This window comes from Bullifex sp. (genome assembly GCF_034103065.1).
In the GTDB taxonomy this organism is placed as follows: Bacteria; Spirochaetota; Spirochaetia; order Sphaerochaetales; family Sphaerochaetaceae; genus Bullifex.
Map to the genome: position 1 here is coordinate 1 of NZ_JAXEGN010000107.1, position 14,512 is coordinate 14,512.

General features: G+C 34.4%; 12 protein-coding genes and 2 pseudogenes. 8 read left to right on the top strand and 6 right to left on the bottom strand.

Going from position 1 to position 14,512, the window contains the following annotated elements; translation table 11 throughout:
• Positions 1–120, bottom strand: a pseudogene (locus SOY52_RS11180) (transposase); the annotation flags it as partial.
• 16 nt (positions 121–136) lie between these two features.
• The gene (locus SOY52_RS11185; RefSeq protein ID WP_414429587.1) at positions 137–307 is read right to left on the bottom strand and encodes a transposase; all 171 of its coding nucleotides are present in this window, start codon (positions 305–307) and stop codon (positions 137–139) included.
• 301 nt (positions 308–608) lie between these two features.
• Here SOY52_RS11185 and SOY52_RS04345 point away from each other — a divergent pair, with 301 nt between their 5' ends.
• Positions 609–914: a hypothetical protein gene (locus SOY52_RS04345; RefSeq protein ID WP_320847757.1), complete on the top strand. Its 306-nt coding sequence runs from the start codon at positions 609–611 to the stop codon at positions 912–914.
• 7 nt (positions 915–921) lie between these two features.
• Positions 922–3,792, top strand: a complete 2,871-nt coding sequence (locus tag SOY52_RS04350; RefSeq protein WP_320847758.1) for an alpha-mannosidase — start codon at positions 922–924, stop codon at positions 3,790–3,792.
• A gap of 210 nt (positions 3,793–4,002) precedes the next feature.
• Here SOY52_RS04350 and SOY52_RS04355 read toward each other — a convergent pair whose 3' ends face one another.
• The 4 genes from SOY52_RS04355 to gdhA all read right to left on the bottom strand — a co-directional run bounded on the left by SOY52_RS04355 (position 4,003) and on the right by gdhA (position 8,896).
• Complete coding sequence (locus tag SOY52_RS04355) at positions 4,003–4,347, bottom strand: Hpt domain-containing protein (RefSeq protein ID WP_320847759.1); 345 nt, start codon at positions 4,345–4,347, stop codon at positions 4,003–4,005.
• A 179-nt stretch (positions 4,348–4,526) separates the two neighbouring features.
• The gene (locus tag SOY52_RS04360; protein WP_320847760.1) at positions 4,527–5,897 is read right to left on the bottom strand and encodes a sodium-dependent transporter; all 1,371 of its coding nucleotides are present in this window, start codon (positions 5,895–5,897) and stop codon (positions 4,527–4,529) included.
• A 121-nt stretch (positions 5,898–6,018) separates the two neighbouring features.
• On the bottom strand, positions 6,019–7,533 hold the full coding sequence (locus SOY52_RS04365; protein ID WP_320847761.1) for a DUF1846 domain-containing protein: 1,515 nt from the start codon (positions 7,531–7,533) through the stop codon (positions 6,019–6,021).
• A gap of 7 nt (positions 7,534–7,540) precedes the next feature.
• Complete coding sequence (gene gdhA / locus SOY52_RS04370) at positions 7,541–8,896, bottom strand: NADP-specific glutamate dehydrogenase (RefSeq protein WP_320847762.1); 1,356 nt, start codon at positions 8,894–8,896, stop codon at positions 7,541–7,543.
• Between the two features lie 400 nt (positions 8,897–9,296).
• On the opposite strand from gdhA, the pseudogene SOY52_RS04375 reads away from it, so the two are divergent.
• The 6 genes and pseudogenes from SOY52_RS04375 to SOY52_RS04400 all read left to right on the top strand — a co-directional run.
• Positions 9,297–10,103: pseudogene (locus tag SOY52_RS04375) on the top strand (Cof-type HAD-IIB family hydrolase).
• A 329-nt stretch (positions 10,104–10,432) separates the two neighbouring features.
• Positions 10,433–11,305 (top strand): Rpn family recombination-promoting nuclease/putative transposase, encoded by an 873-nt coding sequence (locus tag SOY52_RS04380; RefSeq protein ID WP_320847763.1) that lies wholly within the window; start codon positions 10,433–10,435, stop codon positions 11,303–11,305.
• Between the two features lie 162 nt (positions 11,306–11,467).
• Positions 11,468–11,725 carry a hypothetical protein gene (locus SOY52_RS04385; protein WP_320847764.1) on the top strand — a complete coding sequence of 86 codons (258 nt, stop codon included), beginning with the start codon at positions 11,468–11,470 and terminating at the stop codon, positions 11,723–11,725.
• Positions 11,726–12,006: 281 nt separating this feature from the next.
• Entirely contained in the window at positions 12,007–12,960 is a 954-nt protein-coding gene (locus SOY52_RS04390; protein WP_320847765.1) for an ABC transporter substrate-binding protein, read from the top strand.
• A 28-nt stretch (positions 12,961–12,988) separates the two neighbouring features.
• The gene (locus tag SOY52_RS04395) at positions 12,989–13,900 is read left to right on the top strand and encodes an ABC transporter permease subunit (protein ID WP_320847766.1); all 912 of its coding nucleotides are present in this window, start codon (positions 12,989–12,991) and stop codon (positions 13,898–13,900) included.
• The coding region (locus SOY52_RS04400; protein WP_320847767.1) for an ABC transporter ATP-binding protein at positions 13,893–14,512 on the top strand (620 nt) is incomplete at its 3' end. The genes SOY52_RS04395 and SOY52_RS04400, both read left to right, overlap by 8 nt.

A 14,512-nucleotide genomic window follows, 5' to 3' on the forward strand; every position in this document is an offset into this window, starting at 1 on the left:
AAGCTCTGTACGTAATTCTGGGAATTTTTCAAATAACTTTCTTCCAGAAATTCCTTTTAAGTATTTTACGATTGAAGTAATTGAAAGCTTTGGTGGAGCAGAAACAAAAGCATGTATATGATCTTTATCTCCTACTTCAAAGTGGTTTTATCGTAAATCCTTTCTCTTCAGCTATCATTCTGGCAAGATCATTTAAATATGATTCGATTTCTTGAGTCAAAACCTTTCTTCTATATTTGACTGACCATACTATATGATAGTTGATATTACATACGCAAATTCTGTAATGTACAAGATTTGTCTTCATAATTTATGATATCATATGTATACGTTTTATCAAATAGTATTTTACGCTTTCATCTCGGTAACTGAATTACCGAGGATTCCCGCTTAATATCCTAAAATCCTCTTCATATAATATAATTTGTCTTTTAGATTTTAATAATTTCTTATCATCAATATCTAACGCTTTAATTAGTGTAAGTAATATTTCTTGGGTAAAAGCAATATTAATATGTATACATCTAGTATCACCACAAGGTGTGAATTGATGTTTATCTTCTGGCTTTAATAGAAAGAGGGACCTTTCTCTAATTGTTCGTTTTTCATTGTTTAAGTTATCTACTTCATCTCATAAAGGACCCTATTTATCTTTAGATTGCAATGGAAAAAGCTTTGGAGAAAGTGTAGAGAATAGGGAAACTTTTACAGTAATAGCAGAAAAAGTTCCACCTTTATCAGTATTAGAAGTTGTCTTTTCTAATGGAAAAGTAATAAAAAGAGGGTGTAAAAGAAATCATCTAAAGATAGTTGGAAAAGCGGTTAAGGGTGAGAGAATTCACGTTGTTACCTATATTTCTCTATTTGGGAAAAAATATATAACTGCAATATCTAATCCAATGTGGTTTGTTTAGGAGGATTATGGAACCTGTTGATATCTTAATACAAGATACAGAGACTATGAAGGCTCTTGATGAGTTAAGAAGTAGAATATTTACAAAGGTAGCTTCATTTGATGTATTATACGCACCGTCAAAGGAACCTGTTAGTTATATAGACCATGAAAGGCTTGAATATAGAAAAATATACAAGGGAATGACTTGGGCAAGTCTTTATGATGCAGCTTGGTTTAAGCTTGATGTAGACATTCCAGAAGAGGTTAGAAATAAGGATTTAATTGCTCACATTGATATTGGTGGAGAAGGTCTTGTTTATGATAGAGAAAAAACTATCGATCCAATTGGAGCTGTTACATTAAATACAAGTAAGATAGATTATTATCAAGCATTAGTTGCAAAAACTTATGTTGATATACCAATCCCGTGTCCAAGTCATCTATCATGGGACATAGATGCGGGCTATAATGGATACTATAATAAGCTTTGTGGCCATGGGATATTTAAAAAAGCTGATATCTTAATTCAAGATAAAGAAGGTAAAGACTTCTTCTATGATTACTTAACTATCAGTTGTTTAATGTGTGCTCAAAACTATGATGAAGGTCTTAGAAAGCTGCTAAGGGAAAGTATTAAAGCCTCCTACATTTCTTTCAGTGAGGGTAGAGCTGTTCTTGCGCCTCTTTTTAATGGTACTCTTGATGAGTCTCTTACTATTACAGCTGTAGGTCATTCTCATCTCGATCTTGCTTGGCTTTGGCCTGTAAGAGAGACTAAGAGAAAGGCTCAAAGAACCTTTACCTTCCAGCTTAGAAATATAGGAAAATATGATAGCTATATTTATGGTGCATCACAGCCTCAACAATTTGAATTTATTAAACAAAATAATAAAGAGCTATATAAAAGAATAAAAGAGAAAGTCCTATCAGGTAATCTTGAAACTCAAGGTGCAATGTGGGTCGAAGCTGACAACAACGTTCCATCAGGAGAAGCTTTAATTAGACAGATAATTATTGGACAAAGATTTTGGAGAGATGAATTTGGAAAGACTCAAAAGATTTGCTGGCTTCCTGATGTATTTGGCTATAATGGAAACCTTCCTCAAATATTAAAAAAATGTGAGGTTCCATATTTTTTAACAATCAAATTAAGTTGGAATGAACACAACCATTTCCCTTCACGTTCATTTGTTTGGCGTGGTGTTGATTCAAGTGAAATATTAGTTCATATGCCTCCTGCAGAGACATATAATGCGGCTGCATCTCCTCTTTGTGCTAAAGCAACTAAAGATAACTACCCTGAGTTAAACCTTTGCGATAAAGCATTAATGCTTTATGGAATTGGCGATGGAGGTGGTGGACCTAGTGAAGTTCAAATAGAAATGGGTTTGAGACAAAAATCATTAGCGAATAGTCCTAAAGTAAAGTTTGGAAGAGCAGAAGATTTCTTTTTAGAGTTAGAGAATGATAGAGCAAAGCTTCCTACTTACTCAGGAGAGCTATACCTTGAAAAGCATCAAGGTACATATACAACTCAAGCTTTCAATAAGAAAGCTAATAGAAGATGTGAGCTTGGACTGCAATGTGTCGAAGCCCTCTATGCTCGAAATGATATTTCCTCATATCCATATGATGAAATTAATGAGCTTTGGAAGAGAGTTTTATTCTTACAGTTTCATGATATTTTACCGGGTTCTAGTATTCATAGAGTCTATGAAGAAAGTAGAGTGGAATATGAAGAAATTCTTAAGCAAATTAATGAGCTTGAAAATAGAGTATTAGAGTCATCTAGTAAAGAAAAGTATGCTTATAACCCTTCTCCATTTGAGCGTGAATATGATATTAAACTCGATGGAAAGTGGTATAGCGCTATTCTTCCACCTTTAGGATCATCAAAACTAATTGAAAAAGCTAGTTTTGATGAAAATAGTAATATATCTGTTTCATTTAATGAGGACGGATCTATTTCATCTTTTAAAGCCTTTGATAAGGAGTTTAAGAAGGGATTTTTAAATAAACTTTGCGTATATGATGACCCAAAGCTCCACTACAATGCTTGGGATATCGATTGGGAGTACTATAAAAAGACGCCTATTGTTCTTAAAGCTGATAGTGTCAAAGACATTAATGATGGTCCTGTTAGAGGAAAGAGAATAAGTTATAAATTTTCAAAGAGTGAAATAACTCAAGATGTTGTTACAAATAGTCATTCAAATGCAATTTATTTCCACACCAAAGTTTCTTGGCATGAAGAGGATAAAATGCTTCGAGCCGAATTTGAACCAGCTGTATTTAGTGATGAAGTCCTTTGTGATATTCAAGATGGAGTAATTAAAAGAACAACTAAAAATGAAACTTTAATCGAGAAGGCTCAATTTGAGATTTGTTTCCAGAAGTGGGCAAGTGTAAATTCAGATGGCTTTGCCTTTGCTTTATTAAATGATTCAAAGTATGGTTTAAGAGCTAAGGATGGAGTTCTATCACTCAATTTACTACGTTCTCCAACTTATCCAGATATGAGTGCTGATAGAGGAATGCATGAATTTACCTATGCAATTTTGCCTTGTAGAGATGATAATATGGGACAAATTGTAAAGTATGCTCATAACTTAAATAGACTTCCAATAATTTATAACTCACAAGATAGTCTTGAAAGCTTAGTATACATTTCTAGTGATACCTTAGTTTGCGATACAGTAAAGTTGAGTGAAGATAAAAAGGGTAGAGTGGTAAGAGTTTATGAAGCTATCGGACAAAGTGTTAAGGCATCGATTGAAGTTTCATTCAAATATGATAAAGTATTTGAATGTAATTTAATTGAAAACGATAGAAAGGCTGTAGACCTTAGTAACCTTACTTTTGGACCATGTGAAATAAAAACTTTCTATTTTGAATAAAATAATAAAGTCTCCATGCTGGATGCTTTTGCATGGAGACTCATCATTATTTGGAAAAAATTACGCCTGGTGCCATTTGCGCTCAATTTACACCCGTTGTTACAATTTATACTGCTTTGGGATGTAATGCAAGCATTATTTTTTTACTACACCAAACTTTATTTGCGTCAAAAACATTGTTTAATGCAATATTTTAGCTCTTTTTATTAATTATACATCAGCCTCAGAAGTTAAATTTTTTGCAATCTCTAAATATTCTTTTCTTAAAGAATCATATGAAGGTGCAATTTTACCATTCTTAGCATCTTCTAAGAGAGATGCCTGCTTAACAAGATTAGTAAGACCAAGCTTCTCACCTGTCTTTCTAATTTTGTGTGCACATTTCTTAATTTGCTCTTCATCATTTGCTTCAATAGCACTTTCTAGTGCAGTAAAGTTGCAATCGTCGATGAATGATTCCAGCTTCTTTCTAACTTCACTGGTATCTCCACAGAAATTTTCGATTACATTATCGTAATCCATGCCGATACGGCTTGCTATAGCTTTAATGTTCATGATGTAAATTTTAAAAAAAAAGGGTTAAAAGTCAACTTAGTTTTTATTCTTTTAATATAAAAGAGGGTGCCACAGCAACAATGACACCCTCAAAATTTCCCTCATTAGGATATAAGTAAGTACGACCTTATCCCCTCAGCCATACTAATCTAATTCAGTTTTGTATTGGTATTATAGCACTAAAATAATTTATCCCAAATACCTTTTAACATAATAAATAGCACAATAATAGGAATTATATAAGATATATAAAAACGAAGTTTACTTGAAAATTTAAGACCTTTTCCTTTATTTATCTCTTTTAAGCTATTTTCAAATCCCCAACCACTCTTTCTTGTGCAGAATAGTACGAATAATAGGGAACCAAATGGAAGTAAAAGATTAGAAACTAAGAAGTCTTCTAAGTCTAATACATTTGATCCAGCTCCAAATGGTTGGAAAGAAGATAGGACATTAAATCCTAAAATACATGGAAGTGAAAGTACAATTAATAAAACTGTATTAACTATACATGCTTTTTTTCTACTCCATCCTCTAACATCTATCCAATAGCTTATGATATTTTCGCAAACAGCAATTATTGTTGAAAGTGCAGCAAAGGACATGAATAGGAAGAATAATGCAGACCATATTCTTCCTCCTGCCATTTGTGAAAAGATGTTTGGTAGTGTGATGAATAGTAGTGAAGGTCCTTGTCCAACAGGTACATCGTAAGAAAAACAAGCTGGGAAAATAATAAGACCTGAGGTAATTGCAACAAATGTATCTAGTGCAATAATTCTAGCACTTTCCCCTCCAAGAGATTGCTTATCATCAATGTAGGAACCAAAGATTGCCATAGAGCCAATACCAATAGAGAGGGTAAAGAAGGCTTGTCCTAATGCCTCATAAAGTATTGTTGAAATACCAATTTCCTTCATTGCTGCTATGTTTGGTATTAAGTAGAACTTAAGGCCTTCTGCACATCCAGGAAGTGTTAATGAGTGAATTGTAAGTAATAGCATGATACAAAGTAGTGCAAGCATTATTACTTTTGTAATCTTCTCAACTCCATTTTCGAGTCCTATCGCAACAACACCCATGCTAATTAGTATTACAATTACCATCCATATTGTCTGTTTTACTGGGTTAGCAACTAAGGTTGAAAAGAATGTGTTTACTCCTTCTGTAGTGATATTACTAAAACTTCCAGCTGCTGCTGAGAAGAAATAATATAATATCCAACCAGCAATAGTTGTATAGAACATTAATAGTATGTAGTTGCCTATTACAGCAAAAGGACCATAGTAGTGCCACTTACTACCTTCTTTTTCGAGAGTCTTTAAACTGAGCCCAATATTTTGTTTACTTCCTCTTCCAATTGCAAACTCCATAGCCATTACGGGAAGTCCTAATAGAACAAGGAATAAGAGGTATATTAATACAAAGCCTGCTCCACCATTTTTTCCTGTGATATATGGAAAGCGCCAAACATTTCCAAGTCCGATTGCACAACCTGCAGATAGTAAAATAAAGCCAAGTCTGCTTCCAAGTGTTTCTCTTTTACTCATTTTTTTACTTCCAATTGTTATTATTTAGACAGTACAATTTGTGAGTGTATCATGAGTAACATTGTCTCTCAAGGGATAAAGACGTAAAAAAGCTAGGTTTTGTATCCCCTAGCTTTAAGTATTATGGATTATAGATATTTTTTGTTGGAAACTTAGGTTCTGCTGTAACATTCATTCCTAGCTTTCTTAGACCAATTAGGTCACCCGCAGATGGAATGTGAGAGAAATGAACCTCTGCGCCCTTTAGCTTAGGAAGCTCATTCATAGCCTTTTCAGCTTCTTTACTACTTGTAGCACTCATTGCTAGGCAGATTAATATTTCATCGATATTTAATGATACACCTCTTCCTGTTAGGATATCACGCTTCATCCTTGTAATACTTTCTATTACCTCAGGAGAGATTAGATCAACATTACTATCGATATTTGCAAGCTTTTTTAATGCATTTAAGATTAATGCAGAACCTGCATGCATTATTTCAGAGTTGTGTGCTGTAACAATAGCTTCATCATCAAGAGCAATTGCACCTGCACAAACAGTTCCCTTATTACCTTTTAGAGAGCGTGAAATAGCATCATCTAAAGCTTTCTTACAAGCAGGTACAACCTTTCTATCTTCAGGAACAATTCCTGCTTTATCCATGATAGCTTTAGCTCTCTTTATACACTCTTCGCTACATAGACCTGAGGCATAATCCATTTGAGCACGGAAAAATCTTCTGATTATCTCTTGCTTTCCAGCTTCACGACAAGCTTCATCATCGATGATGCCAAAGCCTATTCTGTTTACACCCATGTCTGTAGGGGACTTATAGATACTTTTACCTGTAATTTTTGTCAATATTGCAGAAAGAAGTGGGAATGCTTCGATATCTCTATTGTAGTTAACAGCAACTTTTCCATATGCATCTAAATGGAAGTGGTCAATTAAGTTGTAGTCTCCGATATCTAAAGTAGCGGCTTCATATGCAATATTAACTGGATGCTGTAATGGTAGATTCCAAACAGGGAAAGTTTCAAATTTTGAATATGTACTTTTAATTCCAACCTTAGATTCATGGTAAAGCTGGCTTAAGCAAGTTGCAAGCTTTCCACTTCCTGGACCAGGAGCTGTTACTAATACTATTGGTTTATCAGTAGGGATATAGCTATTTTTGCCATATCCCTCATCTGATACAATTACATCAACATTTGATGGGTACCCAGGTGTTGCAGTATGTGTAAAGACGTTGATACCTTTACTTTCAAGCTTTTGCTTAAATAATACTGCAGCACTCTGACCTGCAAATCTAGTAATGACAACATTGTGACATTTTAAACCATAAGATGCAAAGTCATCGATCATCTTAAAGACATCGCTATCATAGCTGATGCCGAAGTCAGTTCTAATCTTCCTTCTCTCGATGTCGCCTGCATAGATGCAGATGATAACATCAATCTTGTCCTTTAAGCTTTCAAAGACCTTCATCTTTATTGAAGGATCAAAACCTGGTAGTACGCGGGCTGCATGGTAGTCAAATAAAAGCTTTCCACCACACTCAATGTAGAGTTTTCCGTTACTACTGTTTACGCGATCAAGGATAAACCTTGCCTGTTCCTCAATGTACTTGTTGTTGTCAAAACCTATCTTTTTCATTTTCTAATCAAACGTAGCCCTGTGCGATCATAGCTTCAGAGACTTTGAGGAAGCCTGCAATATTTGCACCATCGACAAAGTTGTTGTGCTCTGAATACTTATCTGCAGCAGAAGAAATACTATCATAGATTCCCTTCATAATGAGCTTTAATCTCTGATCAACTTCTTCACTTGTCCACTTGAGGCGCTGTGAGTTCTGGCTCATTTCAAGACCTGATACTGCAACACCACCAGCGTTAGCTGCTTTAGCAGGAGCAAGAAGAACACCTTTTTCAAGGAAAATCTTTTCAGCTTCTGCCTGACAAGGCATGTTAGCACCTTCACCTACTAGTTGTATACCATTATTAACAAGGTTTCTAGCATCTTCAACTGTAATTTCGTTCTGAGTTGCACAAGGGAAAGCGTAATCAGCTTTGATATCCCAAATTGGATTTGGCTTAGATGCATCACGAGGAATGTATTCAACGTTGTACTTTTCAGCATATTCGTGGATTCTTCCTCTCTTAACATTCTTAAGCTGCTTTACATATGCAAGTTTCTCTGGTGTGATACCACTTGGGTCGTAAATCATACCGTTTGAGTCAGAAAGTGTAACAACCTTTGCACCAAGAGAGTTAAGTTTTTCAACTGTGAACTGAGCAACGTTACCACTACCTGATACTAAGCACTCTTTACCTTCGAGTGTTTTTCCTTCAGCTTTTAAGATGTAGTCTGAAAGATATACAAGACCGTAACCTGTTGCTTCTGGTCTGATTAAAGATCCACCATAAGTCTGACCTTTACCTGTTAATACACCTTCAAAGCGGTTTGTAAGTCTCTTGTACTGACCAAAGAGATAACCAATTTCTCTTCCACCAACACCGATATCACCTGCTGGTACGTCTGTATTTGGTCCAATGTGTCTGAAAAGCTCAGTCATAAAGCTTTGGCAGAAACGCATTACTTCAGCATCACTCTTTCCTTTTGGATTGAAGTCTGAACCACCTTTACCACCACCCATTGGAAGACCTGTTAGGGCATTCTTAAATACCTGCTCGAAAGCAAGGAACTTCATGATTGAAAGGTTTACTGATGGATGGAGTCTGAGACCGCCTTTATATGGTCCAATAGCAGAAGACTGCTGGATTCTGAAACCTCTGTTGATTTGAACACGACCTTCATCATCAATCCAAGGTACACGGAAGATGACTGCTCTTTCTGGTTCAACCATTCTCTCAAGAATCTTGTGGTATTTTACTTCTGGGAGCTCATCAATAATTTTGTCCATTGAGAGTAAGAATGTGTAGACTGCCTGCTGGAATTCTTTCTGGTCTGGATCAAGCTGGCACACGTGCTTGTAGACGTTTTCGGTTACTTCATGCATCGTAATTTTCTCCTTAGGAGAAGATAACAGTTTTTTTTATTGTTATTTCCTTCCCGCCGATAATATAGACGAAAAAAAAGGAATTTGAAAAGAGTTATTGATGAATAAATTATGAATAAAAATACATGATTTTGCATAAGTGTTTTAAAAAATATTTCATGATGTGAAAATTTTTATTTCTCAGATTACAAAATCAGAAATAATTAGGATTAATTTTGAAGAAATCATAAATAAAATTTTTTTTATTTAGATTTACTTAAAATATCTGTAGCAACTACATTTTATATCTAAAGAGAACTAAAATCTCTATTCAATAATAAAATATTGATTGAATTAATACTTTTATTGGCATAAATTAAATTGCTTGAAAGATGAATATGTCTCAATATAAAATATCTTCATGGGTAAAATTAAACTGATTTGCTGTGATATTGATGGTACTTTATTAAGAAGTGACAAATCTCTAAGTGAAGAGAATATAAATTGGATAAGAAAGGTCTTAAATGAAAAGAAGATTCCTTTTGTAATAGTGTCAGGAAGAATTTTTTCTTCTGTAAGAAACTTCTATTCTATTTTAGGTATTGATGGTCCTTCATCATGTATTAATGGCGCTCTACTATTTGATGAAAATGGAAATATAGTTGCTGATCATAGAATTTCAGCTAATTTTGCTTTAGATATTTATCAAATAGCAAAGAAAATGGGCGTTGAAATGCTTGGAGTATTTGGAAAGAATTGGGCAACGAATAGCCATGAAGGTTATTTATACTCTAAGAAAAGACCAATTTATATGAGTGATAGCATTATTGTAGATTTTGATGATTTTTTACTCAAACAAGAGATGAATAAGCTTTTATTTATGTCTACTGAAAAGAGTACATTACTTGAGCTTGAAAGTAAAATTAAAGAGTCTTTAGGCTGTGATGTAACATACTACCCTGGTTCAGACTTTTTAGAAATTATGCCTGAAAATATAAATAAAGGTACAGCAGTAATTGATTTATCAAAGCACTACAACATACCTGTATCAGATATTATGGTACTTTGAGATGATATCAATGATATTGAGATGCTTAAAGTAGCAGGAGTATCTGTTGTAATGGGTAATGCTAGTGAGGATATTAAAAGACTAGGTTCATATATTACTTCTGATAACAATAGCGATGGTGTGGCTAAAGCTTTAATGCATTTTTTGAGTGAAATGTAGAAAATAACATAAGAAAATCAAGCAAAATAGACAATAAATAGAGATAATGACTTTTTCAAAAAGGGTAATTAAGTTAAATGGTAATAGAAAGCTTTGCAAAATTTTCTATTTGAGTTAGTTTTAAATATTATCATTTTATATGATTATAAAAAAATATTAATTATATATAATATAATGAATAATTTTAATTATTAGACAGTTTTTATAATTCTCAATTAAACTTTTTTTAGCGTTTTACTTCTATTATTCATAGGAGGTAGTAAAAATTAAGAGATAGTAAGTCTTAGTAGTACTATCTCGTCCTTGAATATTTTTAGAGGTAAATAAAAATGAAAGTAAAATACACTAAAGAAGAAATAGAGATTGCAAGATCTCTACGACCTATCGATGATACTTTCTTTCGCACAATGGCTAAGAATAATATTCCTCTTGTAGAGCATATTATTAAGGTAATTCTTAATAGAGATGATATATCAATTGTAAAGGTTAACACCCAAGAAGATATACATATCTTTGAAAAAGGGCATTCAGTAATCCTCGATTGTCTTGGAGTAGATAACAATGGGGTATTATATGATATCGAAGTGCAAAAATATAATAATGATAATTTAGAGAAAAGGGTAAGATATTATTCATCACTACTTGACTCTAGATATGCATTAAGTAAAGGAGTGCTATTTAAAGAAATTATTGAGACTTATATAATAATCTTAATGGAGGAAGATTACTTTCACTTAGGAGGACAAGTATATGAGGTTGAAAAACAAATAAAGGGATATAACTTTCCTTATATAGATGGAAGTAATATTATTTTTACAACGGCAGCTAATAAAGGAAGGAAAGAACTTGATAATATGATGCAAAGCTTAGTAGCAGAAGATTATCGAGAAATGAAAGATGATGTAATAAAGGGGTGCGTAATGTATTATAAGACAACACAAGATGGAGATGATAAGGTTTGTGAGGCTGTTCATAATTATGCTGTTAAATATGCAGAAAAATGTGCACAGACGTCCTATAATGAAGGTAAGGACGATGGTATTAAAATTGGCAAGGCAGATGGCATAACTGAAGGTACTGTAAAAACACTTTTAAATCTTGTTAATAGTGGAAATATTACACTAGACTATGCGATTGCTAATTCTGGCTTATCTAAAGAAGATTTTAAGTCGACTGCCAAGGAACTAGGACTAAATTATTGATTTAAAATGACCAATACTCAGCTTCTATTAAAGGAGCTGGGTATAAAATAGTTTTTTAAATCATATCAATAATATGATAGCCCCATTAGGGATAAGAATAGAAAACTAATGCAAAGTTGAAATTCTTTTTACTAGGTAAAATAAGTAATAAAGGGTTAAGTAATGAATTATAAGATAATACAACAAGGAGAAGAGCAGGTTTGTGAGGCTGTTCATAATTATGCTGTTAAATATGCACAGAAATCCTATAATGAAGGTAAGGACGATGGCATTAATATTGGAATATCTAAAGGTACTGTAAAAACACTTTTAAATCTTGTTAATAGTGGAGCTATTACACTCGACTATGCAATTGCAAACTCTGGCTTAGATAAAGAAAAATTTATTTCTATAGCAGAAAGTTTAGGCTACAAACTTTAAACTAATCATTCCCTATCTAGAGAATATTATAGATAGAAAAACACTAATAATATTTAGTTCATTTGTAAGGAAATTTAAAACTACAGTGAAAAATTAATTTTATTAATCTTAGTGATTGAGAAAATATAGGGTTTAAATTATTTATAAAATAATATGCAAATAGATGTATTATTATGCATTAAATATACACAAGATGTTGACTTTTATTCGTCATATAACTAATCTAATAGAGAATTGTCCCCATGGGGCGGTATTTTTTGCTCTAAAAAAAGAGGTATAATATGAAAAAAGTTCTTGTTGTTTTGTTAGCTCTTATGATGTGTGCATCTGTATTTGCACAGGGTGCAGCTGAGACTTCTAGCGCTAAGTACACTGTAGGTATTTGTCAGCTTGTTCAGCATCCAGCTCTTGACGCTGCTACACAAGGTTTTAAGGATGCTTTAGTTAAAGGCCTTGGTTCTGATGTTGTTATCGACGAACAGAATGCTTCTGGTGAAGCTACTAACTGTTCTACAATTGTAAATGGTTTCGTTGCAAAGAACGTAGATTTAATCCTTGCTAATGCAACAGCTCCTCTCCAGGCTGCAGCTTCTGCAACAAGTAAGATTCCTGTACTTGGTACATCAATTACAGACTATGCTTCTGCTCTTGAAATTGAAGGATGGACTGGTACTGTAGGTACTAACGTTTCTGGTACATCTGACCTTGCTCCACTTGATAAGCAGGCTGAAATGGTTAAGGAACTCTTCCCAACAGCTAAGAAAGTTGGTTTATTCTTCTGCTCAGCTGAAGCTAACTCAGTTTACCAGGTTGAAGAGATGGAGAAATATCTTGCAGCTCTCGGACTTGAGACAGTTAGATTCTCATTCACAGATACAAACGATGTAGCATCTGTTGCACAGAAGGCTGCTGACAGTGTAGACGTAATTTACATCCCAACAGATAATACAGCTGCTGCTAATACAGAAGCTATTGCAAACGTAGTAATCCCAGCTAAGACTCCAGTTATCGCTGGTGAAGAGGGTATTTGTGCAGGTTGTGGTGTTGCAACACTTTCAATCAGTTACTATGATATCGGATATGCTACAGGTGAAATGGCAGTTGCAATCTTAAAGGATGGCGCTGATGTATCTAAGATGCCAGTTCAGTATGCTCCACAGGTTACAAAGAAGTACAATGCTTCAATTTGTGACGCTCTTGGAATTGCAGCTCCTGCAGGCTACGTAGCTATCTAATTAATATATTTCTTAGGGGTTGTTAGTAATGTTTTCACTGTTGAACGCACTTCCGGGTGCAATATCACAGGGTTTAATTTGGGGTATCATGGCATTAGGTGTATATGTCACCTATAGAATCCTTGATGTCGCCGATTTAACTGTTGACGGTTCTCTGGCTACAGGTGGTGCTGTATGCGTTGTCCTTATTAGAGCTGGAGTAAATCCATATGTTGCAGTTTTAGCTGCTACCGGAGTCGGTGCAATTGCAGGTCTTGTTACTGCAGCCCTCCATACAAAGTGTGGTATTCCTGCTATCTTAGCGGGAATACTAACACAGCTCGCTTTATATTCAGTTAACTTAAGAATAATGGGTGGAAAGTCCAACCAGCCTGTTAGTGTTGATAAATATGATTTATTAGTATCTCAGCGCTTTGTTCGTGATCTTTCTCTTGATAACCCAGTTATTTTATTAGTAATTCTTTTAACTGTTCTTATAGCTGTAATTTATTGGTTCTTTGGAACTGAAAAGGGTTGTTCAATGAGAGCAACTGGTGCAAATAAAGATATGGCGAGAGCACAGGGAATTAACCCAGACAATGATATCATCCTTGGCCTTATGATTTCAAACGCACTTGTAGCACTATCTGGTGCTCTTGTTGCACAGTACCAAGGTGCAGTAGATGTAAACATGGGACGTGGTGCGATTGTAATTGGTCTTGCTTCAGTAATTATTGGTGAAGTTGTATTTAAGAAAATTAAACATAACTTTGCTGGAACTCTTACATTTGTAGTACTTGGTTCTATTATCTACTATATCGTAATCCAAATTACACTCCAGCTCGGATTAAATACAAACGATCTCAAGCTCATTACTGCTGTAATCGTAGCACTCTTCTTAGCTGTTCCATATTGGAAAACTAAGGTTTTCTCTCATCATAAGGGGGTAAAGAATGCTTGAGCTGAAGAATATTTCAAAGACATTTAATAAAGGTACTATCAATGCAAAGCTTGCACTTGATAACTTAAGTTTAACACTTAATGATGGTGATTTCGTTACTGTTATCGGTGGTAATGGTGCTGGTAAATCAACAATGCTAAATGCTATCGCTGGTGTATTCTTTGTAGATGAGGGTACTATCAAAGCAGATGATGTAGACTTAACTAATATGCCTGACTATAAGAGAGCTACAATGCTTGGTAGAGTATTCCAAGATCCTATGAAGGGAACTAACCCTAATATGATGATTGAAGAGAATATGGCTCTTGCATTACGTCGTGGTCAGCGCCGTGGTCTTAAGTGGGGCATTACAAAAGACGAAAGAGAGATGTTCTATCATGCTCTTAAAGGTCTTAACCTTGGTCTAGAGGATAGACTTACAACTAAGGTTGGTCTTCTTTCTGGTGGACAGCGTCAAGCGCTTACTCTTTTAATGGCTACACTTAAAAAGCCAAAGGTATTATTACTCGATGAGCATACTGCAGCCTTAGACCCTAAGACAGCTGAAAAGGTATTATATATGTCTGATAAGGTTGTAGAAGAAAACCACCTTACAACAATGATGGTAACTCA

What these genes read in the sequence shown, in the direction of transcription:
- SOY52_RS04365 (WP_320847761.1), bottom strand. Translation starts at nt 7,533, where the DNA reads ATGAAAAAGATAGGTTTTGACAACAACAAGTACATTGAGGAACAGGCA.
- SOY52_RS04395 (WP_320847766.1), top strand. Translation starts at nt 12,989, where the DNA reads ATGTTTTCACTGTTGAACGCACTTCCGGGTGCAATATCACAGGGTTTA.
- SOY52_RS04385 (WP_320847764.1), top strand. Translation starts at nt 11,468, where the DNA reads ATGAATTATAAGATAATACAACAAGGAGAAGAGCAGGTTTGTGAGGCT.
- SOY52_RS04380 (WP_320847763.1), top strand. Translation starts at nt 10,433, where the DNA reads ATGAAAGTAAAATACACTAAAGAAGAAATAGAGATTGCAAGATCTCTA.
- SOY52_RS11185 (WP_414429587.1), bottom strand. Translation starts at nt 307, where the DNA reads ATGAAGACAAATCTTGTACATTACAGAATTTGCGTATGTAATATCAAC.
- SOY52_RS04390 (WP_320847765.1), top strand. Translation starts at nt 12,007, where the DNA reads ATGAAAAAAGTTCTTGTTGTTTTGTTAGCTCTTATGATGTGTGCATCT.
- gdhA (WP_320847762.1), bottom strand. Translation starts at nt 8,896, where the DNA reads ATGCATGAAGTAACCGAAAACGTCTACAAGCACGTGTGCCAGCTTGAT.
- SOY52_RS04355 (WP_320847759.1), bottom strand. Translation starts at nt 4,347, where the DNA reads ATGAACATTAAAGCTATAGCAAGCCGTATCGGCATGGATTACGATAAT.
- SOY52_RS04360 (WP_320847760.1), bottom strand. Translation starts at nt 5,897, where the DNA reads ATGAGTAAAAGAGAAACACTTGGAAGCAGACTTGGCTTTATTTTACTA.
- SOY52_RS04350 (WP_320847758.1), top strand. Translation starts at nt 922, where the DNA reads ATGGAACCTGTTGATATCTTAATACAAGATACAGAGACTATGAAGGCT.